Consider the following 21,481-nt stretch of genomic DNA (forward strand, 5'->3'; position numbering starts at 1 on the left):
GATCACGCAGACCCGAGTTGACGATCGCGTCGGCCATCTGCTTGATCAGCGACTCACTGATGTTGCAGCCGAAGGTGTTCCAGCTGTTCCACCCCATCGGCGGCGTACGCGCCACACCGTTCTCCAGCGCCTGCGCCGGGGCGGCGGCGGTCACCGCCGCGACGCTCGACGCGAGGACCAGGGCCGCGGTGGCGGCGGGGGCCAGAATGGCGCGTATTCGTTTGCTGTTCAATGAGCGCTCCTCGGGGGGTGGGGCGGCCGGTTCCCGCCGACGGGCCGGACGGGGGCCGCACCGGACCAGCGACTTCTCGGTTGTTAGCGCTAACAACCAGACGCGCGGGCGTGGGTGGTCCAGTGGACCTTGCTTCGGTCCCGGACCTGTGTCAAGCATGGATCAAGCCGTGATCATGCGAGCTGCGCCGACGCCGCACCGCGGCTGAAAATTACAGTGAGGACCCGCGGTGTGCTCGGGACCGCCGCGGCCCGCCGGCGTCGCGGGCTCAAGGCGCGACCGCGCTCCCCGCCCTGACCGCCGGCCCGATGCTCCGCCGGCGGCGGCCGGGAACGGCTCAGCGCTCCGGCAGAGGGGCTCAGTACTCCGGGAGGGGAAGGTACTCGAACCAGTCGAAGTCGGCGACGTTGCCGGTGGGGTGGCCTTCGCCGCTGAGGTACATGCCTATGTAGGCGCCGATGAAGCCGCCCGCGAGGGTGGTGCTCAGGACGCGGCCGTCGACCGGCTCGCCGAGCAGGCGCCACTCCCCCGGCCGGGTGCCGTAGAGCATCTGGTACTCCTGCCCGTGTGCCTCCACGCCGAGCCACAGCCGGCCGGGAGGTACATCGGCCTGGACCAGGGTGTGGTCCACGCCGTCCTCCCTCCTGATCACCGTCAGGCCGCCCGTGGTCATGACGAGCAGGATGTGGAAGTCGTCGTTCTGCAGCAGGACCAGGCCGGCGCGTTCGCGGTTCTCGGGGATGAACTCCATCGAGGCGTGCACGGCGAAGTGCACGTGCTCCTGGCGGCGGGCGATGAGGCTGGGGTTGGCCCGTTCGGTGATCGACTCCGGGCGGCCGCGCAGCCGCAGGAAGCCGGGGCGCTCGGTGAGGGTCCAGTACGGCTCGCGCGGTGTGCGCAGGTGGTTCCATTGGGGCAGCAGGCGCACGGTGTCGAAGTCGTCGCAGGCGGGCGGGGTGGGCCACCGGCACGTGGCGAGGGCGGGGGCCTCGCCGGACGGCTGGACGAGGCCGGCGACCGGCCAGCCGTCCTCCCAGTGCACCGGGGTCAGGAAGGTCTCCCTGCCGAGGTTGTAGTGGTATCCGCCGCCGTAGGGCCGCATGGCCAGCAGCACCATCCACCAGTCGCCGGCGGGCGTGCGCACGAGGTCGCCGTGGCCGGTGCCGACGATCGGGTGGTCGCGGCCGAGGTTGCGGTGGGTGAGGATGGGGTTGCGGGAGCTGCCGGTGTAGGGGCCGGTGACCCGCTTGGCGCGGGCGACGCTGATGGCGTGGTCGTGCTCGGTGCCGCCCTCGGACACCAGCAGGTAGTAGGTCCCGTCCGCCTTGTAGATGTGCGGCCCCTCGGCCCAGACGGCCCCCTTGACGGCGCCGTCCCACAGCACGTGCTCCTCGCCGGCGGGCTTCATGCCGTTCAGGTCCAGCTCGCGGAGCCACACCTCGGTGTGGCCCTCGAACTGCGGCTGCCGGGCGGGGCGCGCGCCGTGCACCCACGCCCGGCCGTCGTCGTCGAAGAACAGCGACGGGTCGAAGCCCTCGGTCTCGGGCAGCCAGTAGGGGTCGCTCCACGGCCCGGCCGGGTCGGCGGCGGTGACGATGAAGTTGCCCGACTCCATCAGCCCGTCGACGAGCGTGGTGATCATGTAGAAGAGGCCGTTGTGGTGCCGCAGCGTGGGCGCGTAGACGCCGCCGCTCGGCCGCACGCCGTCGAGAGGCAGCTGCGAGGCCCGGTCGAGCACGTGCCCGAGCTGCCGCCAGTGGACCAGATCCTTGCTGTGGAAGATCGGCACACCGGGGAACCACTCGAAGCTCGACGTCACCAGGTAGTAGTCCTCGCCCACCCGGCAGATCGAGGGGTCCGGATGGAACCCCGGCAGGATCGGGTTGCTGAAGCGCACCACATACGGCCTTTCTACTTACGGACGGCACGATCCGCACTACCTGCCCAGTTCGAGCACTCCCCATCCGGCCGTGCTCACATAGGAGCGGCCGGAGGAGTCGTTCCACGTGACGGCGCCGGTGCGGGCGGCGCCCGTCGCGTCGTTGACCTGGACGTCGAACCCGAGCAGGCCGCCCTGGGCGGGGGTGATCGTCGGCAGCGCGATGGACGCCTCGACGACGTACCCGCCCGGCACGACCTTGGCCGCGCTCACCAGGTTGTCCTTGACCCCGGCGGCGTCGAAGGTGCCGCCGACCGTCTGCTCGCCCGCGAACGAGACGCGGTACTGCCCGTCGTCATCGTCGTATCCCTTGGTCTTGCCGTTGCCGGGGTCGACGAAGATCTCGACGGAGTCCCGCTCCCACGCGTTCTGCGACTCCTCGCTGAGGGCGGCGTCGGTGACGCGCGCGAGGACGTACAGGTGGCCGGCGTCCCACAGGGCGCGCACCTTGGCCGTCGCGCCCGGGCCGCCCTGGATCCAGGTGGCGGTGGTGACCTCGGGCGCCTTGGACCAGGCAGCGTCGGCGACTCCGTCGATGACCGGGGCGCCCTTGGCGGCCGTGGTCAGCCTGACCGGCGCGGTCAGCGTCAGCTCGCCCTTCCAGGACACGTCCTTGCCGCTCTTGCCGTCGTGGACGACCAGCTCGAAGGGCAGCCTGCCGCCGAGCGCCGCGGAGGCCGGAAGCAGGGCCTCGGCCCGGTACCCGTTCTTGACGGCCGCGGTGCGGTACCAGGGGGCGTGGCCGTCCCGCCTCATCACGCGGTCGGCGCCGCCGAGCCGCACCGTCGCGGTGTCGGCCTTGTCGCACGTCCGGTCGTCCACCTCGGCCCAGACGGCCAGCCCCGCGGGCGACCAGCGGGCCTGGAAGCGGGCGGCCAGGTCGCCCACCCGGGCGATCGGCGTGTCGGGCAGCAGGTCCCACTGCTGCTCGCGCTCGGCGTCGACCTTCACGGTGGCCTTCGGCGCGTCGAGGCGGCGGGTCAGCGGCGGCAGCCTGGCCGGGTCGACGACGCCCCAGTACGCCGGCTTGGCCTGCAGCTCGTCGTCGAACAGCAGCGGCGGGTTGAGCCGGGTGATCGGGAAGGTCGACAGCCAGGTGTCGTCGTCGGCCAGGCCCCACACGGTGACCGAGGACAGCCGGGCGGCCTGGCGGCGGAAGACGTCGAAGATCTCCTTGTAGCGGTGTCCCTGCTCGGCGAGCACCGCCTCGGGCACGGTGGTGTAGGAGGAGACGAAGTCGGTGTAGACGCTCACGTCCAGCTCGGTGACCTGCTGGTCCACGCCGAGCGCCGCGAACGTCTCGATGGTCTTCTCGATCTCCGAGGCGGGGGGCCGCTCGATGTTGACGTGGAGCTGGTGGCCGACCGCGTCGATCGGCACCCCTTCCGCCTTGAGCTTCCTGACCAGGTTGTACAGCGCCTGCCGCTTGCGCGGGAACTCGGTGTTGTAGTCGTTGATCACGAGCTTGGCCGCCGGGTCGACCTCGCGGGCGACGCGGAAGGCCGTGCGGATGAAGTCGTATCCGGTGACCTGGAACCAGGGGCTGCGGCGCATGCCGTCCGGCTGGTTCTCGTCCACGACCTCGTTGACGACGTCCCAGGTCTGGATCCTGCCCTTGTAGCGGCCGGCCACGGTCCTGATGTGGTTCTCCAGCCGCCCGAGCAGCAGCGCCTTGTCCGCGGGGGTGGCGGTGAGGTCGCGGTCGCCGTCCTTGAAGACCCAGGCGGGGGTCTGGCTGTGCCAGGCGAGGGTGTGGCCGCGGAACCTCAGGCCGTGGTCGGCGGCGTAGGCGACCAGGTGGTCGGCTTCGTCGAAGGTGAACTCGCCCTCGCGCGGCTCGGTGGCGTCCCACTTCAGCGCGTTGCCCGGGGTGACGCTGTCGAAGTGCCTGGTCAGCAGTTCCCCGTGCCCGCCGATGGTCTGGGCCCTGGAGATCGCGGCGCCGACCTGGAACGGCAGCGTGTCCTTCACCGGCGGGATGTCGGTCTGGACGGGCTTGGCGGGCACGTACGACAGTGTGAAGTCGTCGATGTAGAACGGGAAGGTCCCGCTCGGCGACTCTACGTACACGCTGAGGAAGTCCACGTCGTAGGCCAGTGTGTATGAACCTTTCAGCTGCGTCCAGCCGCCCGCGGTGATCGCGGTGGGCGCGGCCACCCGGTCGTAGGCCGCCGTCCCGTTCAGCCCGCGCTCGACCGACAGGCCGAGGTCGCCCGAGGTCGTGTCCGGCCCGAGCCGCACCCACACCGACAGCGCGTACTTCGATCCCTTGGTCATCTTGCCGAGGACGCGCAGCGCGGGGCCGTCCCAGGAGGCGCTCCTGGCGGTGGAGAGCAGGCTGGCGGCGCCGCCGTGGGCCTGGCCGGCGACGACGGTCAGCGAGGCGGAGGCGCGCGGCGCCCATCCCTGGGCGGTGCCGGTCTCGAAGTCGCTGGTGACGCCGGACGTGCCGGGGTCGGTGTCGGCCGTGATGGTGATGTCGTCGAGGTAGAAGGCCGCGGTCGCCTCCGAGCTCTCGGCGTAGAGCTGCAGGTCGGGCGAGTCGGCGGTGAAGGAGTAGGTGCCGCTGATCTCGACCCAGGCGGCGTCGGTGACCGTGCCCGCGCCGACCCGCTCGTAGGTCGTCGTGCCGCCGTCGGGGGTGCGCTGCACGGTGAGCGCGACCGTGTTGGCGGGCGTCCCCTGCGCCAGGCGCGCGTGGGCGGTGATCGAGTACGTCACCCCCTTCTCCAGGGGCGGGGTGATGGAGGCGCCGTGCCAGGTCTCCGTGCGGCCGGTGGTCAGCAGGGACGCGCCGCCCGAGTGGGCGGCGTCCCGCGCGGCCGCGACCGACACTCCGGAGCCGCGCGGCGTCCACCCCTGGGCGGTGCCGTCCTCGAAGTCGTAGGCCGCTATCGGCACGGGCGCCGCCGCCCGCGCCGTCCCCGCCGCCACGGGCGACAGGACGGTCAGGACGGCCAGTGGAAGGCATGACGCGGCGGCCGCCGCCCACGAACGCGGGAAGCGCATGCTGGTCTCCTCAAGGTCAGGTCGAGCGAATCCAGGTGCGAAAGAGCCCGGTCAACAGCGATCGCCGGGACCGGGCACGGTCCCGGCGATCACGCGCCGGACGTTCGGGCGGGCCGTCCGCCTGCGGGTCCTCCGAGGTCAGGTGCCGGAGGCCGGACGGGGGGCCGGTCCCCGGCATGAGGCGCCGGAGGAGCGGACCAGGTTGCGGCGAAGGCCCGGGGACGTCGTCGTTCTCGGAGGCGGCCGGCCTCGCCGTCAGGCGGCGCCGGAGGTGAGGTTGGAGGTGAGCAGTTCGATGAGCGGGTCGCGCCGCACGCAGGCGCCGAGCGCGAAGGAGTCGGCCAGGGCGAGCAGCTCGCCGTCGTCCAGGCCGCCGAGCAGCGCGGCGTACTCCGGCACCAGCGCCTGGGCGATGAGGATGTGCCGCAGGAGGTCGTCGGTCTGGTAGCGGGCGCCCCACGGGTAGGGGTCCCAGTGGGGGAACTCCTCCTCGACGAGCCGGTGCAGCGGCGCGAGCTCGTCGGCGGACTCCTCCATCGTCGAGCCCCACCGGTCGGCGCCCAGCCGCTTCTTCTTGGCGACGAAGTCGCCGAAGCGCCGCATGTAGGGCCCGTCGGGGTCGGCGTGCACCAGGCCCTGGAGCCCGACGTCCTTGTAGGTCCACAGCGACCAGCCGGCCTGGTAGCCGTCGAAGATCTCCAGCTGGTCGGCGAGGATCTGGTAGCGCTGCCGGTCGATCGCCGGGTCGCCGGTGTAGACCGGGCCGAACTCGCCGACCCACAGCGGGGTGCCGGTCTGCCGCTGGAAGGCGGACCGCTCCTCGAAGGCGCGCTCCAGCTGGCCGCGGTCGACCCATTCGCCCCGCGTGTACCCCGGGTACGGGCCGCCGTGGGCGAAGCCGGCGAGCGCGTAGTCGTGGCACACGAAGACCGTGTTCTCGTACACCTCTCGGAAGATGGAGAAGTCGGTGGAGTAGGTGTTGCCGTCGAGGAACAGGACGTGGCCGGGGTCCACGGCGCGCAGCGCCTTGACCAGGCGGTCGTAGAACGGCCCGATGACCCGTCCGCCGACGTCGCCCGGCTCGTTCATAGGGTTGTACCCGGCGACCCACGGGTTGTCCTTGTAGCGGTCGGCGATCACCTCCCACAGGTGGACGGCGCGGTCCTGGAAGTGCCGGTGCTGCCAGAACGACGCCACGTGGGTGGGGTTGTCGGAGTGCCAGTGCTGATTCTGCGCGCCGGGCAGGGCGTGCAGGTCGATGACGCTGTAGATGCGCTGCTCGGCCAGCAGCGCGATCACGCGGTCGAGGTGGCGGAAGCCGTCCTCGATCACCTCCAGCGGCCGGTCGTCGGACTCGAAGTGCCGGTAGTTCACCGGAATGCGCACGCAGTTGGCTCCCATGGCGGCGAGCAACGCGGCGTCCTCCGGTCCGAAGAAGGAGGTGAGCAGCCGGTCGAAGAACAGCGCGGCCCGATCCTCCCCCAGCACCTCTCGAACGGCGCCGCGCATGGCCGACTCGTTGGCGGGGTAGCCGGTGATGAAGTTCTCCATGTTCATCCAGCCCCCCAGACCCACTCCGCGCAGCCGTACCGGGGTACCGTCGGCGGCGACAAGATTGGATCCGGACACACGCAGGGTCATCAGCGCTCCTTCGGGGATGGCCTCATCGGCCGTGGAAGCTCGGTGTACCGTGCAGGCGGGTCACCCCTTCGTCGCTCCCGCGGTGAGGCCGCCGATGAGCTGGCGCTCGGCCACGGCGTAGAACGCGAGGGCGGGCACCATCGCGAGGACGATGTAGGCGAGGATCCGGGCGGTGTCGGCGGAGTACTGCCCGGTGAACTGCTGGACGCCCAGCGGGATGGTCCACCAGTTGGGGTCGTTGAAGATCACCAGTGGCAGGAAGAAGTTGTTCCAGCTCGCCACCACCGCCAGCACCGACACGGTGGCGAGGGCGGGCCGGGCCATCGGCAGCAGGATGCGCCAGAAGAAGCCGAAGGGGGTGCAGCCGTCGATCGTCGCGGCCTCCTCCACTTCCCGGGGGATGGTGCGGAAGAAGGCGCGCAGGATGATGATCGTCATGGGCAGTCCGAAGGCGGCCTGCGGCAGGATCACGCCGAAGGGGTTGTCGAGCAGCCCCATGATCCGCAGCAGGACGAACAGCGGCAGGATCGCCACGGCGAAGGGGAACATCAGCCCCATCGCGAACAGCGTGTAGAGGAACTCCCTGCCGCGGAAGGCGAAGCGGGCGAACACGTACGCCGCCATGGCCGACAGCCCGACGACGATGAGCGTCGTGGCCCCCGCGACGAAGACGCTGTTGACGAGCTGGCGCCAGAACGAGCCGGAGAACAGCACGTCGGTGTAGTTCGACGGGACCCACGGGTCGGGCAGGCCGAACGGGTTGACCGACAGCTGGCCGGTGTCCTTGAACCCGCCGATCACGGCGAACAGCAGCGGCACCACGACGAACGCGCCAAGGATGATCACGACCGTGTGCAGCGAGATGGAGCGGAGCCGGCCGAGGCGGGGCCCCGACTGCTCCCTGGTGTGCGCGGTCATCGCTGGTCTCCCATGGTGGTGATCGCTCCCTGTGTGTCCCGGCGCATGACGAACCGCTGATAGCCGAGCGCGAACACCAGGCTGATCAGGAACATCACGACGCTGATGGCGCTGCCGTAGCCGATCTGGGAGCGCTTGAAGCCGAACTGGAACATCGTGACGGCCATGGTCTCGGAGGAGTGGATGGGCCCGCCGGAGGTGAGCACCCACACCAGGTCGAAGAGCTGGATGGCCCCGATGATGGACAGGAACACGCTGATGCGGATCGTCGGCCCGAGCAGCGGAAGGGTGACGTACCGGAACTGCTTCCAGGGGCCGGCGCCGTCGATCGAGGCCGCCTCGCCGAGCTCCTTGGGGATGGACTGGCGGCCGGCCAAATAGAGGATCATGTGGAAGCCGAAGTACTTCCAGATCATGACCAGGAACAGCGACATCATGACCGTGTCCGGCTCGGCCAGCCAACTCGACTGCAGGCTTTCCAGGCCGATGGCGCCGAGGATCTGGTTGGCCAGGCCCGCCTCCGGCGACAGGATCATGGAGAACAGCACACCGGTGATCACTTCGGAGAGCACGTACGGGGCGAAGAACAGCAGCCGGTAGAACGCCCGGCCGCGCATCTTCTGGTTGAGCAGCATCGCGATCGCCAGAGCGAGCGGGAGCTGGATCACCAGGGACAGGACGATCAGCAGCGCGCCGCGGCGGAGGTCGCCGAGGAACACCTCGTCGGCGAACATCCGGGTGTAGTTGTCCAGCCCGATCCAGTTGTCCGGCAGACCCCCGAGCCCGTTCCACTTGAACAGGCTGGTGTACGCGGCCACCGCGATCGGCGCCAGCACCAGCAGCACGAACAGCACGAGCCCGGGCAGCAGGAACAGCGTGATCGTCGCCAGACCCCTGAACCGGCGACGGCGCGCGGATGGAGCGGGGCGCGGGCTCGCCCGGCGCGGCGGGTCGGCCGCGTCCGAGGGCCGGTCGGTCAGCGCGGGTCGTGTCATCGTCTTCCCCCAGCGTGGAGCCCCGGGCGCAGCCCTGGGGAAACGCGGCACGGTGCCGCTCGGTGGTCGGTGGTGATGGCGGGCCGCGGGCGGGAACCACGCCCGCCCGTCCCGACGTGCGTGGTTCCCACTTCGACGTCCGCGTTCTCGCTACTCGGACTTGGCCGTCTCGGTGATGGCCTGGGTGACCTGCTCAGGGGTCTTGGAGCCGGCGATCAGCGCGGCCACGCTGTCGTTGACCTCCTGGCCGACGGCCGGCGGGTAGGCCTGGTCGAGGTAGAGCTGGAACCCGGTGGCGCCGGCCAGCTGCTTGGCGACGACGGCGAGGTTCGGGTCCTTCACGGCGCCCTCCTCGCCCTTGAGCACGGGCTGGATGGCGCCGGTGGCCACCGCCGCGCCGTGGACTTCCTTGCTGGAGAGGAACTTCAGGAAGTCAACCGCCGCAGGCGGGGCGTTCACGCCGACCGCGTACCCGCCGCCGCCGCCGAAGGCGTCGGTGGCCGAGCCCTTGCCGCCGTCGACGGCCGGGAAGGGGAAGAAGCCGAGCTTGTCGCCCAGGCCCTTCTTGCTCGCGTCCTTCTCGACGGTCGGCGCCCACTGGCCCATCAGTTCCATGGCGGCCTTGCCGTTGCCCATGAGCGCGGCCTGGCCGTCGGGGGTGGAGTAGGCGGCGCCGAGGAAGCCCTTCTGGAACGGCTGCAGGTCGGCCAGCTCCTTCAGCTTCGCGCCGGCCGCGATGAAGTCGGGCTTGTTGAAGTCGTCGTCGACGGCCGCCTGCTTGAGCGCGTCCAGGCCCGCGATGCGCATGGCGAGGTAGGCCCAGTAGTAGTGGCCGGGCCACTTCTCCTTGCCCGCGAGAGCGATCGGGGTGATGCCGGCCGCCTTGAGCTTCTTGGCCGCGTCGATGAACTCGGTCCAGGTGGCGGGCGGCGCGGCGATGCCGGCCTTCTCGAACAGCGTCTTGTTGTACCAGAAGCCGACCATGCCGATGTCCTGCGGAATCGCGTAGGTCTTCTGGTCGAACTGGTAGGCCGCCAGCGAGGCCGTGGTGAAGTCGGCGATCCAGGTGGCGGCCTCGGAGGAGAGGTCCTTCACCAGCCCGGCGTCGATCTGCTGCTTCAGCACGCCACCACCCCAGGTGGTGTAGATGTCCGGGGTCTTGCCGGACTGCGTGACCGTGGCGAGCTTGGCCTTGAAGGCCTCGTTCTCGATCGGCACGTTCTTGATCGTGATGTTCGGGTGCGCGGCCTGGTACTCCTTGACCTTCTGCGCGTAGAAGCTTTTCATGGGTTCAGTGGTGGAGATGTTCCACCACTCGACCGTGACCTTGGCCGCGGACGCCGCTCCGGTCGCCGTCCCACCCGCGTTCGTCTGCCCTCCTCCGCACCCACCCGCGAGCAGCGCCGTCGCCGCCGCTAGTAACACCACACTTCGCCGAGTCAACGACATCGTGGTTTCCTTCCTTCTTCGCCTTCTTCGCGCGCCCGCCTGAGAAGCTACGACTCCCCCGCCGAGAACTCTGAAACTTTCTTTGACACCCCCGAATATTTCGTGACCCGGAGAGTACGTAAAGCCCCCGTAACACGTCAATAGCCACGACAGAACGGGTTCGCTGTGTCGAGGACAGCATGGCGCGCGAGGGGTCGCTCAGAACAGTGGCCCCGGCGGCGAAATTCCGAAAGCTTTCGGATACACTCCGTCGCATGTCAGCGAAGAGGCGGGTCACCATCGCTCTGATCGCCGAGGAGGCCGGAGTCTCGGTCCCGACGGTGTCCAAGGTCGTCAACGGCCGCCCCGAGGTGGCGCCCGAAACACGCCGCCGGGTCGAACGCCTGCTCCACGAGCACGGCTACCGGCGGCGCACCGGTCAGGGAGACGGTCCTGTGGGCCTCATCGACCTGGTCTTCGCCGAGATCGAGAGCCCGTGGGCGATGGAGATCATCCGCGGCGCCGAGACGGCGGCTCGCGAGGCCGACGCGGCGGTGGTGGTCTCGGTGCTGCACACCCATTCGGGGCCGGGGCGCGACTGGCTCGACCGCATCGCCGCCCGCCGCACCGACGGCGTGGTCCTGGTCGCCTCCAAGCTGACCCGCCGGCAGCACGGCCAGCTCCTCGCCCGCTCCATCCCCTTCGTCATCGTCGACCCCGAGGGCGAGCCGGCGCCCGACGTCGCCTCGGTGGGCGCCACCAACTGGCACGGCGGCCTCGCCGCCACCCGTCACCTGCTGGAGCTCGGCCACCGCCGCATCGGCATGATCGGCGGGCCGCCCGAGATGCTCTGCAGCCGGGCGCGCATCGACGGCTACCGCGCCGCCCTGGAGACCGCGGGGGTGGCCGTGGACCCCTCGCTGATCCGCTACGGCGACTTCCTGGTGGACTCCGGCCACGTCCACGGCAAGGCGTTCCTCGAACTGCCCGACCGGCCCACCGCCGTCTTCGCGGGCAGCGACATGCAGGCGTTCGGCGTGTTCGAGGCCGTGCGGCGGGCGGGGCTGCGCGTGCCCGACGATCTCAGCGTGGTGGGGTTCGACGACCTGCCCCTCGCTCGCTCGGCGTGGCCGCCGCTGACCACCGTGCGCCAGCCGCTGGAGGAGATGGCCGCGCTGGCGACGCGCATGGCGCTGGAGATCTCGCGCGGCGACTCCCTGGAGACCCGGCGGGTGGAACTGGCCACCGACCTGCTCATCCGCGACAGCACGGCCTCGCCGACCTCGTGAGTCCCGGCGCTGCCCCGGCGGCCGGCCCCTCAGGGGCGCCGGCCGCGGCCGCGCGAGGCGGATTCCGCCCTCCGCACGGCGGCCGGACGGTCTTGACGTTTATCGTCTGCCCGTTTTAGGTTCGGGAACGAAAACTTCCGCTGAACTTTTGAAACGTTTCGGAGGCCCGGGTGCCGAGCCGGCCACGGGTCTCCACCTGCGGGAATCCGCCGTGCCCGCCGTCGGCGGGACACGATCGGATCACGGCGGCGCGGAGCGGCACCCACGCCGCCGTGATCTCCCGGCGCCGCTCCGGCCCGCACGTGCGACACGGGCCACGAGGAGTTCACCGTCCTCGGTCGCGAACGGCCGAGGCGGCACGCGCAGGCGGGCGATCACCGGTGGCCGGGAGGCGGGAATCGTCGCCGGCCCGTCCCCCCGGCCGGGCACGACGGCTCAGGGGACGGAACGGATCTTCCACACCAGGCCCGCGCCGAGCAGCGTCAGCGCCGCGGCGGTGAGGTACAGCACCGGATAGCCGCCCAGCCCGGACACGATGGGGCCGGCGATCACCGGCCCGAGCACCTGCGGACCGGAGTTGGCGATGTTGATCACACCGAGGTCCTTCGCCCGGCCGGCCGCCGCGGGGAGCACCTGGGTGACCAGGGCGTTGTCCACCGAGAGATAGACGCCGAACCCGATGCCCATGATCACGGCGGCGACCAGGACCATCGTCCACTGGGGCCAGAAGGCCATGATCACGGCGGGGACGGCGCTGACCACGCCCGCCACCGTCACGAGCTTCTTCCGCCGGCCGATGCGGTCGGAGATCACGCCGCTGATCACCGCGGTGAGGACCACCGCGACGGAGTAGACGACGACGAGCACCAGCAGGCCGTCCTCGGCCTTGCTCCCGGGGAACAGCCGCTCGTAGCCCACCGCGTCGGTGAGGAAGTACAGCAGGTAGAGCAGGGCGATGGAGTTGCCGAGCTGCATCAGGAATCGGGTCAGCCAGGCCCAGGCGAAGTCGGGGTGGGCGCGCGGGCTCACCCAGAACCCCCGCAGGAAGCTCCCGAGGTCGAACGGCGGCCGGTGCGCGGCGGGAAGCCGGGGGTCGGGCGTGGTCAGGACGAACGGCAGCACGCCGAGCGGCACGAGGACGCCGATCAGCAGGTATCCGGACCCGGTGGTCGTGACGACCATCGTGACCAGCACGACCGCCAGCACCACGCCGAGCGTCTGCGGGACGCCGATCCATCCGGACACCTCGCCCCGCTGGCGGACGGGGACGTGGTCGGGGACGCCGGCGGTGAGCGCGGCCTGCATGGCGTTCAACCCGGCCTGCGCCAGGCACCAGCCGATCAGCACGCCTGCGACGGATCCCTGGAACGCCAGGAAGACCAGGCCCAGGCCACCGGCGAACGCGCCCAGCAGCGTCCACGGGTGACGCCGGCCGAAGCGGCCGGCCGTGCGGTCGGACAGGGCCCCGGCCACCGGGTTGAAGACCATGGCCACCGCGGCGCCGACGCCGGTCACCCAGGCCAGGGTGCTCTCTTTGCCCGCAGGGGCCGCCAGCGCGATCTGCTGCGGCAGCAGCACCTGGAGCGGGCCGAAGTACCCCATCCACAGGACCAGGTTGGCCAGCGAGATGAACCCGACCCAGCGCGGGCCGACCCGTCTGACGGGCTCGGCGAGGGCGAGAGGTAGATCGTGTGACGGTGTGACGGGGGGGACGGTGCTCACCGGCGCGGCTCCAGGGTGACGAGACGTGTTCGGATCGTAGCCGTCCGCACCGCCCCGAGAAAGACCCACTTCACCCTCCCGAGAAAGAACCCCTTCACCTCTCCGGGGAGAGCCCACATCACCGTCCCGGGAAGACACCACTATCCCCGGGAAGAGCCCACTCCACCGTCCCGATAAGACATCACCGCCCCCGAGGGAGAGCCCACGTCACCGTCCCGACAAGGCATCACCGCCCCCGGGAAGAGCTCAGATCACCGTCCCGAGAAGACTGTCACCGGGGAGAGCCCGCTTCACCGTCCCCGGGAAAGATCCGCTTCCCGTGCGCGCCGCGACCGGCGTCCTGGGGCGGCCGTGGCGGCGGCCGGGGGCTAGGACCTGCGGGCGGTGAGGACCTCGGTGGTGACCTCCTCGTACCAGGTGCCGCCCGGGTTGGCCTCCGTCAGCGCGGCGCCGAGGGCCTCGGCGAAGTCGGGCAGCCGGTCTCTCAGGCGGGCGGGCGTGGAATGGGAGAAGGAGAACTGCAGCCCGATCACCTGCTCGGTGTCGCGCCGCACCGTGCGGTGGAACGACGCCGCGGAGATCACGCTGAACGCCGACTCGGCGAGCACGTCGATGTGATGGCGGCCGGACTGCTGGAAGGACTCGCCGCTCACCCTCCACTCCAGCTCGAACCGCCGCCGGACCGCCTGCACCACCGGCTCCCACGGCGGCTCCACGGGCGCGCGGCCCGGTCCCGCGAGCACGACGGCCCCGTCCGGCGGGAGCATGGCGTCCAGGTCGGCGAGCACGCCGGCGCGCTTCATCCAGTGGAACGAGCGGCCCATGACGACGTGGCCGACGCGCCCGAGCGGCAGATCCGCCAGACGGCTGGAATCGCCCTGGATCCACTGGATGTTCGAGGGGGCTCCGCGCGCCCCCTCGGCGAGCATGTCCTCACTCGGGTCGACCGCGACGATCGCGCCGGCGAACCGGGACAGCGGGATGGCCAGGGTGCCGGGGCCGCAGCCGAGGTCGAGCACCCTGGACCGCTTGCCGAGGGCCAGCTCGCGCGCGATATGACCGATGACCTCGTCGCCGTACCCGTTGCGGTAGCGGCGGTAATGCGCGGCCGCGCCGTCGAACAGCAGCCTTGGCTCCACCAGCCAATCCTAGTGCGCCTCTCCCCGCCGAGGTGGACCGACGCCGACGGCGCCGCCGCCGCATGCCGGGCGATCGGCCAAGATCCCACGGCCGCCGGCGCACCCCGGGCGGTCGGGCGAGACTCCGGGCCGCCGCACCGCTCGCACCCCTCGGCGACTCCACGGGGGCGCACAGGTGGCACCATGGCAGCGTCCGCAACGAACGATGGAAAGGTCATGTCCATTGACGTCCTGTCATGGCTGGAGGGCCCAGTGAGACGGCTGTTCACGGTCCTGCTGGTGGCCTGCGCGGCTCTGGCCGTGGCGATATCGCCGGCTCTGGCGCACAACGTGCTGACGGGCAGCGACCCGAAGGACGGCGCCCGGCTCGCCTCCCTCCCCGGCCGGGTGACGCTGACCTTCGACCAGCCCGTGCGGGCGGACTTCGCCCAGGTGGCGCTGACCGGGCCCGACGGGTCGATCTCCAAGGCTCCGGTCAAGGTCGTGGACACCAAGGTGACGGCCGAGCTTCCCTCCACGGGGGCGGCGGGCGCGTACGTCGTCGGCTACCAGATCGTCTCCAACGACGGGCACCCCGTCACCGGCAAGATCGGCTTCACCGTCACCGGACCGGCAGCCCCGGACTCCGCCACACCGCCCCCCGCGGGGGCCGCCGCGACGCCCGTCCCCTCGGCGGCGGGAGCGCCGTCCCAGGGCGCGCCGGGCGGGGCCGGGCAACCGGCCGCTCCCCCCGGCGCGGCGGACGGGGCGCCCGTGGACGCACGGCCGCTCGCCGGTTCGGCGGCTCAGGGAACCGGCGGCGGGGGCTGGGTGTGGGGGCTGCTCATCGCCGCCCTGCTGCTCTCGGGCCTCGGCATCCTGGTCGTCGCCCGCGGCCAGGCCCGCACGGCGGGGGGAGGCGGCGCATGAGCACCACGGAGGGGACCGGCGGCGGCACGGCGACACGCCCGTCCGCCCCGGACGACACGGCGCAGCCCGCCGAGCACACCGCGACGCCCCCGGACGACAACGCCACGGCGCCGCCCACCGGCCAGAACTCGACACCCCGGACCGACCACGACACGACGCCGCCCACCGGCCAGAAGGCGGCTTCGGCCACCGGCCAGGACGTGGCTTCGGCCACCGATCACGAGGTGGCGTCCCCGGGGGCCGGGGGCGACGCGGCGCCGGGCGGTGGGGGTGTGCGGCTCGGGCCGGTGTGGGGGCCGGCGGGGGCGGCACTGCTGGCGGTGCTGGTCGCCACCTGGTGGACCTCCTCGCCGGCGGTACCGGGGATCACGCTTCCCGGGCCGCTGGTGGAGTACGGCCTGCCGGTCACCCGCCTCGCCATGCAGCTGTGCGCCCTGGCCGCCGTCGGGCTCAGCCTGCTGCCCAAGCTGCTCGGCTTCGACGACCCTGACCGCACCGAGCCCGTCCTGTCCGGCGCGCGCGCGTGGGCGGTGCTCGCGGCGTTCGGCTGGGCCGTCACGGCGCTGGCCGCCATGGTGCTCAGCGCCGCCGAGCTCTCCCCCGGGCGGGCGCCCGACCCGGGAGCCTTCGTGGAGGCGCTCGGCTCGGGCCAGGGTCTGGTGATCAGCGCCGCGTGCGCTCTGGCCTACACGTTCTTCGGCCTGCTGGCCGTGCGCTTCGGCGAGAACGTGCCCGCCGAGATCCGCATCGTCGTCGCCGTGTTCGGACTGCTGCCGCTGCCGGTCAGCGGGCACGCGTCGAACTGGTACTGGCACGAGCTGAGCATGGTCTCCATGGAGTTGCACGTCGTGGCGGCCGCGCTGTGGACGGGCGGCCTGGTGGCCATGGCCGTGCTGCTGGCGCGGCACCGCGACCTGCTGGCGCGGGCCCTGCCGAGGTTCTCCCGCCTCGCCACCGTGGCGCTGGTGGTGGTGGGCCTGTCCGGGCTGTTCAACGGGCTGGTCGAGCTGGCGCTGTCGCCGATCACACGGCTGCCGGGGTCGCTGTTCACGACGCACTACGGCCAGCTGGTCCTCGCCAAGATCGTCTGCGTGGCGGCGATCGCCCTGCTGGGGGCCAACATCCGCTGGCGCCTGATGCCGGCCGTCGCCCGGCGCAGGCCGGCGGCGTTCGCCGCCTGGGCGGCGCTCGAGCTGACCGTGATGGGCCTGGCCTACGGAGTGGCCGTCGCCCTCACCCGCGCCCCGGTCGCCTGACCCCGCACGGCCGCCGGCCCGGGGTGCCGGGCCGGCGGGGGGTCACGAGGCCGCGGGGCCGGGGGCGGCGGGGGTGCCCAGGGGGAGGGCCGCGGGGGTCTCGGGCTCGCTGGAGCGGCGGCGGCGGTACCACTCGGCGCCGTACCAGGCCGCTCCGAGCGCCACGAGGGTCACCGGGGCCGAGGCCAGGAGATACGGCGGGGCCTCCAGCAGCCGGTCCTGCACGGCGAGGCCTCCGTAGACGCCCGCGGTGACCAGGACGGCCCCGAGGACGGCCCGCACGGCCGGCAGCCGCACCATGAACGCCACGTCCACGCAGACCGCGGCGGCGAGCAGGAAGAACGGGACGGCCGACGGCGGGAAGTCGGCGGCGACCAGCAGCGGCCAGATGAGGGCGCGGAAGCCGACGTAGACCCCGGCCACGGCGGTGGCGCTCCAGTTGCGCCCGATAAGCGCCCGCGCCAGGACCAGCACCATCATCGCCGCGATGCCGAACCACATCGGGTACACCCAGTCGGGAACGGGCAGCGAGAACTTCTCGGCCATGGTCAGGTCGATGGGCCGGCCCATCTGCTCGGCCGCGAACCGGAGGAGGTCGTCCTCCGCGTAGGGCTTCCCCCGGACGAAGGAGGCCAGTTCGAGCACGCCGTACTCCTGGTGCTCGCTCGGGAAGAGCGTGTTCTCCAGGAAGAAGACGAAGAAGGCTCCGAGCATGACGGTGCGCCGCCGTCCCGGGAGCGCGTAGAGGTACCAGCCGCGGATCACTCCGGCGATCATGAAGGCGGTGCCGACGTACAGCAGCATGTGGGACGGGCTCCACGAGGTGATGTCGACCCCGTTGATCCGGTGGTTGATCAGGTCGATGGGCACGGCGATGAGGAAGGCGCCGGTGCCCCACTGGATCAGCCGCTGCGCGGTGCGGTCGACTCCGTACCCGGTGTAGCTGTGCACGATCGTGAGCGCGAGGACGATGGCGGTGCCCGCGCTGTTGAGCAGGTGCGGCGGCGCCAGGTCGTCGCGCAGCCACTTGAAGTGCCACGAGACGTCCCACGAGGCCCCGAGGACCTTCAGGACGAAGGCGCCGATCCAGCTGAGGTAAAGGACGCGGAGCAGCTCTGGCGGCGTCTCGCGGCCGGCCTCGCCCCGCGTCCAGTAGGGGCGGGCCCACTCGAAGGCCTCGACCGCCTTGCCCCTGCCCCACCGCCATGGGAGCAGCACGCGTCCGCCCGCTGGGATGTCCTCGGCCTCGTTACCTGCGCCTAGCTTCACGCCATGCATGATGCCTGCCGCCGGACATGCTCCGCAATCGGGAGTTACCCCGAGAAATCCTGTAGATACCTCGGGGTCGGTGTCTCAGCGGTCTCTCAGCGGCGGGTAAGTAGGCTCTCCGCATGAGGGTTCGGGGGAGACGGCGGGTGGCGCTGGTCGCCGTGGTGCTCGCGGCGGCCGGCGCCGTGGCGTGGGCCGTGTGGCCGTCGCCGCCGGTGCGGGCGTTCGACCAGATGATCTCGGTCGTGGACGGGCCGGCGAACGACCAGAAGGTGATGCTCGACACCACCTTCTTCCCGCCGGCCACGGGAGGGAAAGGTCCGGCCGTGCTCCTCGCGCACGGCTTCGGCGGCAGCAAGCGCAGCGTGCGCGACGAGGCCGTCCGGCTGGCCGGCGAGGGGTACGCCGTGCTCACCTGGTCGGCCAGGGGCTTCGGCGCCTCCACCGGGCAGATCGCGCTGAACTCCCCCGACTACGAGGTCAAGGACGTCAAGCAGCTGATCGACTGGGTGGCCCGGCGCCCTGAGGTGCTGCTCGACGCGGCGGGCGACCCCCGCCTCGGCCTCGCGGGCGGCTCGTACGGCGGGGCGATCACGCTGATGGCGGCCGCCTATGACGGCCGCGTCGACGCCATCGTCCCGCAGATCACCTGGTACGACCTGGCCGACGCGCTGTTCCCGGACGCGACGGGCGAGGGGCCCGGCAAGGGCGTCTTCAAGCGCATGTGGGCGGGCCTGTTCTTCAGCCGGGCCGCCGGCTCGCCTCTCGCTCCGGGCGCGGACGCCCAGGGCCTGCTCGCCGGCGGCCAGGGGTCGGGCGGCACGGGCGCCCCCGATGCCGCGAACACGACGAGCGGCCCGAGCGCGACGAGCGGACCAAGCGGGACGAACGCGACGAGCGGGACGAGCGGCGGCACCTCAGGCGGGACGAGCGGGCCGGGCGGCGGCGCGTCGGGCTCCGGCGGGCCGGACGCGGCGGCGCGAGAGGCGCAGTGCGGGCGTTTCCTGCCGGCGATCTGCGACATGTACCAGCAGGTGGCCGAGACCGGGCGTGCCACCCCGGCCGCCGTCGAGACCCTCCGCGCGTCGAGCCCGATCTCGGTGCCCGGCAGGATCCGTGTGCCGACCCTGCTCATCCAGGGCAAGTACGACTCGCTGTTCCCGCTGTCGCACGCCGACGCCAACGCACGGGCGATCGCCGCGACCGGCGCCCCGGTGCAGGTGGCGTGGTTCGACGGCGGCCACGACGGCGGGGACGGCGAGCCCGACTGGGTGGCCGAGCGCACGATCGGCTGGTTCGGCCACTGGCTCAAGAAGGACGGCACGCCGCTCGGCGACGCCTTCACCGTGACCAGGAACGGCGGGCGCGACCCGGGCACGCGCCGCCCGGTCCTGCTGCACGCCGCCTCCGGCCGCTATCCCGGCCTCGCCGGCACGGCGTCCTCGTCCGTCCCGCTCTCGGGCCCCGAACAGCAGGTGGCCGCCCCTCCGGGCGGCTCCCCCGCCTCGATCTCCACGGTGCCCGGCATGGGCGGCCTGCTGAGCAACCTCGGCGGGGCCGGCGTGGCGATCGACATGCCGGGCCAGGCCGCGGCCTTCGAGTCCGCGCCCCTCACCGCCCCCTTGCAGGTCACCGGCACTCCCACGGCGGGCGTGAAGGTGTACGGGCAGGGCGAGGTCACCCTGTTCGCCAAGCTGTACGACGTGGGCGGGCAGCGCCCGACGCTGCCGCAGGGCCTGGTGGCGCCGTTCCGGGTCACGGCGACGCCGGCGGGCACGCCGGTGACCGTCACGCTGCCGGCCATCGACCACCGGTTCGACGCCGGGCACCGGCTCCGCCTCGTGCTGAGCACCACCGACATGGGTTTCGCCTCGCCCACCGCCCCGGCCGTCCACCGCGTGGGGCTGGCCTTCCCGGCGTTGACCGCGCCCGCCGACCCGGGGCTGCGCGGGGCCGGCGGCGGCCTGAGCTGGTGGACCCTGGCCCTCCCGCTCGCCGCGCTGGTCGTCGCCGCCGTGATCTTGCTCCTCGGGCGGCGCGGGCGCGCGGACGAGCCCGACGCCGCGCTCGCCGGGGTGCCGCTGCGCATCACCGGCCTGAGCAAGAGGTACCGCGACGGCGAGCCCGCCGTGGACGACCTGTCGTTCCAGGTGGACAAGGGCCAGGTGCTCGGCCTGCTCGGGCCGAACGGCGCCGGCAAGACGACCACCATGCGCATGATGATGGGGTTGATCCACCCCGACGCGGGCGAGGTCCGCATCTTCGGCCACCGCGTGACGCCGGGCGCGCCGGTGCTGTCCCGCCTGGGCTCCTTCGTCGAGGGGCCGGGTTTCCTGCCCCACCTGTCCGGCAGGGAGAACCTCGATCTCTACTGGCGGGCCACCGGGCGGCCGCGTGCGGACGCCCACATGGACGAGGCGCTGGCGATCGCGGGCCTCGGCGCGGCGCTCGACCGGGCGGTGCGCACCTATTCCCAGGGCATGCGCCAGCGCCTGGCCATCGCCCAGGCGATGCTCGGCCTGCCCGACCTGCTGGTGCTGGACGAACCCACGAACGGCCTGGACCCGCCGCAGATCGCCGAGATGCGCCGCGTCCTGATCCGCTACGCGCGGGCCGGTCGCACGGTCATCGTCTCCAGCCATCTGCTGGCCGAGGTCGAGCAGACCTGTGACCACGTGGTGGTGATGCACCGTGGCCGGCTGGTCACCGCGGGGCCGGTCAGCGGCCTGCTCGGCGGCGCGGCGGCGTCCAACGGCTCCCCAGGGCGTCTTGAGGACGTCTTCCTCGACCTGATCGGAGAGAAGGCATGACCTCGCTGGAGACGGAGGCCGCCGGAGTCCGCGACGCCCGGGCGGCCACCGCGTACGCGCCGGGGCGCACGCTGCCGCTCCGGGTCGAGATCGTGCGCCAGCTCAAGCGGCGCCGCACGGCCGTGATGTTCGGGCTGCTGCTGGCCCTGCCGTGGGTGCTGGTCGTGGCGTTCTCGCTCGGCCCGGCGCCGGCGCAGCAGAACTCGCTGCGGCTGTCCGATCTCGCCACGCAGGGCGGGCTGAACTTCGCGGCGTTCACGCTGTCGGTGTCGGCCACGCTGCTGCTGGTGGTGGCGGTGGCGCTGTTCTGCGGTGACACCGTGGCCAGCGAGGCGAGCTGGTCGTCGCTGCGTTACCTGCTCGCCGCGCCGGTGCCGCGCGGCCGGCTGCTGCGCCAGAAGCTGATCGTCGCGCTGGGGTTCTCGGCCGCGGCGGTCATCACGGTGCCCTCGATGGCGCTGCTCGCCGGCACGGTGACCTTCGGCTGGAAGGACGTGCGGCTGCCCGGCACCGGGGAGGTCATCGCGGCGACCGCGGTGCTGCCGCGGTTCGCCATCGTCGTCGGCTATGCCCTGGTGAGCCAGCTCGTCGTGGCCGCGCTGGCGTTCCTGCTGTCGGTGAGCACCGACTCGCCGCTGGGCGCGGTCGGCGGCGCGGTCGGGCTGGTCATCGTCAGCAACATCCTGCAGGCGGTGGAGGCGCTCGGTGTGCTGCGCGAGTACCTGCCGACGTTCTGGAACACCGCCTGGCTGGACGCCCTGGTGCCCGAGCTCGACTGGAGCGGCATGGCCAAGGGGGCGGCGCTGTCGGTGACCTACGCGTCGATCCTCATGGCGCTGGCCTTCCGCCGCTTCCGCCGCAAGGACGTCGTCTCCTGACGACGCGAGGGCGCCGGCGCCGCGCCCGGCCCGGCCGCGTGCTCATC

14 protein-coding genes and 1 pseudogene are annotated in these 21,481 nt (G+C 72.0%); 5 read left to right on the top strand and 10 right to left on the bottom strand.

Translation table 11 applies throughout. The annotated features are described in order from the left end of the window. From ACFO60_RS29765 to ACFO60_RS29795, 7 genes and pseudogenes are all read right to left on the bottom strand, one after another. Window positions 1–232 (bottom strand): annotated as a pseudogene (locus tag ACFO60_RS29765) (alpha-galactosidase); the annotation flags it as partial. 358 nt (window positions 233–590) lie between these two features. Further along, entirely contained in the window at window positions 591–2,132 is a 1,542-nt protein-coding gene (locus ACFO60_RS29770; protein ID WP_380846666.1) for a glycoside hydrolase family 43 protein, read from the bottom strand. A 36-nt stretch (window positions 2,133–2,168) separates the two neighbouring features. Then, a complete protein-coding gene (locus ACFO60_RS29775; RefSeq protein WP_380846669.1) occupies window positions 2,169–5,180 on the bottom strand; it encodes an endo-1,4-beta-xylanase in 3,012 nt (1,003 codons plus the stop codon). Between the two features lie 255 nt (window positions 5,181–5,435). Further along, on the bottom strand, window positions 5,436–6,821 hold the full coding sequence (locus ACFO60_RS29780; RefSeq protein WP_380846672.1) for a glycoside hydrolase family 5 protein: 1,386 nt from the start codon (window positions 6,819–6,821) through the stop codon (window positions 5,436–5,438). A gap of 60 nt (window positions 6,822–6,881) precedes the next feature. Then, the gene (locus ACFO60_RS29785) at window positions 6,882–7,739 is read right to left on the bottom strand and encodes a carbohydrate ABC transporter permease (protein WP_380846675.1); all 858 of its coding nucleotides are present in this window, start codon (window positions 7,737–7,739) and stop codon (window positions 6,882–6,884) included. After that, the gene (locus tag ACFO60_RS29790) at window positions 7,736–8,734 is read right to left on the bottom strand and encodes a carbohydrate ABC transporter permease (protein ID WP_380846678.1); all 999 of its coding nucleotides are present in this window, start codon (window positions 8,732–8,734) and stop codon (window positions 7,736–7,738) included. Before ACFO60_RS29790 ends, ACFO60_RS29785 begins: the two co-directional genes overlap by 4 nt. A gap of 150 nt (window positions 8,735–8,884) precedes the next feature. Then, window positions 8,885–10,162 (bottom strand): extracellular solute-binding protein, encoded by a 1,278-nt coding sequence (locus ACFO60_RS29795; protein ID WP_380846681.1) that lies wholly within the window; start codon window positions 10,160–10,162, stop codon window positions 8,885–8,887. A 275-nt stretch (window positions 10,163–10,437) separates the two neighbouring features. On the opposite strand from ACFO60_RS29795, the gene ACFO60_RS29800 reads away from it, so the two are divergent. Further along, the gene (locus ACFO60_RS29800; protein WP_380846684.1) at window positions 10,438–11,451 is read left to right on the top strand and encodes a LacI family DNA-binding transcriptional regulator; all 1,014 of its coding nucleotides are present in this window, start codon (window positions 10,438–10,440) and stop codon (window positions 11,449–11,451) included. Between the two features lie 435 nt (window positions 11,452–11,886). On the opposite strand, the gene ACFO60_RS29805 is transcribed toward ACFO60_RS29800, so the two are convergent. Together ACFO60_RS29805 and ACFO60_RS29810 are read right to left on the bottom strand one after the other, a co-directional pair. Next, window positions 11,887–13,173 (bottom strand): MFS transporter, encoded by a 1,287-nt coding sequence (locus ACFO60_RS29805; protein ID WP_380846687.1) that lies wholly within the window; start codon window positions 13,171–13,173, stop codon window positions 11,887–11,889. Window positions 13,174–13,541: 368 nt separating this feature from the next. Beyond that, on the bottom strand, window positions 13,542–14,312 hold the full coding sequence (locus ACFO60_RS29810; protein WP_380846690.1) for a class I SAM-dependent methyltransferase: 771 nt from the start codon (window positions 14,310–14,312) through the stop codon (window positions 13,542–13,544). A 216-nt stretch (window positions 14,313–14,528) separates the two neighbouring features. Between ACFO60_RS29810 and ACFO60_RS29815 the strand changes: the two genes are divergently transcribed. Both ACFO60_RS29815 and ACFO60_RS29820 read left to right on the top strand, forming a co-directional pair. Next, window positions 14,529–15,221 carry a copper resistance CopC family protein gene (locus ACFO60_RS29815; protein WP_380846693.1) on the top strand — a complete coding sequence of 231 codons (693 nt, stop codon included), beginning with the start codon at window positions 14,529–14,531 and terminating at the stop codon, window positions 15,219–15,221. Then, complete coding sequence (locus ACFO60_RS29820) at window positions 15,218–16,477, top strand: copper resistance D family protein (RefSeq protein WP_380846695.1); 1,260 nt, start codon at window positions 15,218–15,220, stop codon at window positions 16,475–16,477. The genes ACFO60_RS29815 and ACFO60_RS29820 overlap by 4 nt, the downstream gene beginning before the upstream one ends. A gap of 42 nt (window positions 16,478–16,519) precedes the next feature. Here the strand turns inward: ACFO60_RS29820 and ACFO60_RS29825 are convergent, their stop codons facing one another. Next, window positions 16,520–17,746 (bottom strand): hypothetical protein, encoded by a 1,227-nt coding sequence (locus ACFO60_RS29825; protein WP_380846698.1) that lies wholly within the window; start codon window positions 17,744–17,746, stop codon window positions 16,520–16,522. Window positions 17,747–17,868: 122 nt separating this feature from the next. Between ACFO60_RS29825 and ACFO60_RS29830 the strand changes: the two genes are divergently transcribed. Together ACFO60_RS29830 and ACFO60_RS29835 are read left to right on the top strand one after the other, a co-directional pair. Further along, window positions 17,869–20,556: an alpha/beta fold hydrolase gene (locus ACFO60_RS29830; RefSeq protein ID WP_380846701.1), complete on the top strand. Its 2,688-nt coding sequence runs from the start codon at window positions 17,869–17,871 to the stop codon at window positions 20,554–20,556. Continuing rightward, window positions 20,553–21,434: an ABC transporter permease gene (locus tag ACFO60_RS29835; protein WP_380846704.1), complete on the top strand. Its 882-nt coding sequence runs from the start codon at window positions 20,553–20,555 to the stop codon at window positions 21,432–21,434. The genes ACFO60_RS29830 and ACFO60_RS29835 overlap by 4 nt, the downstream gene beginning before the upstream one ends. The last annotated feature ends 47 nt before the right edge of the window (window positions 21,435–21,481 follow it).

Source organism: Sphaerisporangium dianthi (genome assembly GCF_042654065.1).
In the GTDB taxonomy this organism is placed as follows: Bacteria; Actinomycetota; Actinomycetes; order Streptosporangiales; family Streptosporangiaceae; genus Sphaerisporangium; species Sphaerisporangium dianthi.

What these genes read in the sequence shown, in the direction of transcription:
- ACFO60_RS29775 (WP_380846669.1), bottom strand. Translation starts at nt 5,180, where the DNA reads ATGCGCTTCCCGCGTTCGTGGGCGGCGGCCGCCGCGTCATGCCTTCCA.
- ACFO60_RS29780 (WP_380846672.1), bottom strand. Translation starts at nt 6,821, where the DNA reads ATGACCCTGCGTGTGTCCGGATCCAATCTTGTCGCCGCCGACGGTACC.
- ACFO60_RS29785 (WP_380846675.1), bottom strand. Translation starts at nt 7,739, where the DNA reads ATGACCGCGCACACCAGGGAGCAGTCGGGGCCCCGCCTCGGCCGGCTC.
- ACFO60_RS29790 (WP_380846678.1), bottom strand. Translation starts at nt 8,734, where the DNA reads ATGACACGACCCGCGCTGACCGACCGGCCCTCGGACGCGGCCGACCCG.
- ACFO60_RS29800 (WP_380846684.1), top strand. Translation starts at nt 10,438, where the DNA reads ATGTCAGCGAAGAGGCGGGTCACCATCGCTCTGATCGCCGAGGAGGCC.
- ACFO60_RS29815 (WP_380846693.1), top strand. Translation starts at nt 14,529, where the DNA reads ATGTCCATTGACGTCCTGTCATGGCTGGAGGGCCCAGTGAGACGGCTG.
- ACFO60_RS29820 (WP_380846695.1), top strand. Translation starts at nt 15,218, where the DNA reads ATGAGCACCACGGAGGGGACCGGCGGCGGCACGGCGACACGCCCGTCC.
- ACFO60_RS29830 (WP_380846701.1), top strand. Translation starts at nt 17,869, where the DNA reads ATGAGGGTTCGGGGGAGACGGCGGGTGGCGCTGGTCGCCGTGGTGCTC.
- ACFO60_RS29835 (WP_380846704.1), top strand. Translation starts at nt 20,553, where the DNA reads ATGACCTCGCTGGAGACGGAGGCCGCCGGAGTCCGCGACGCCCGGGCG.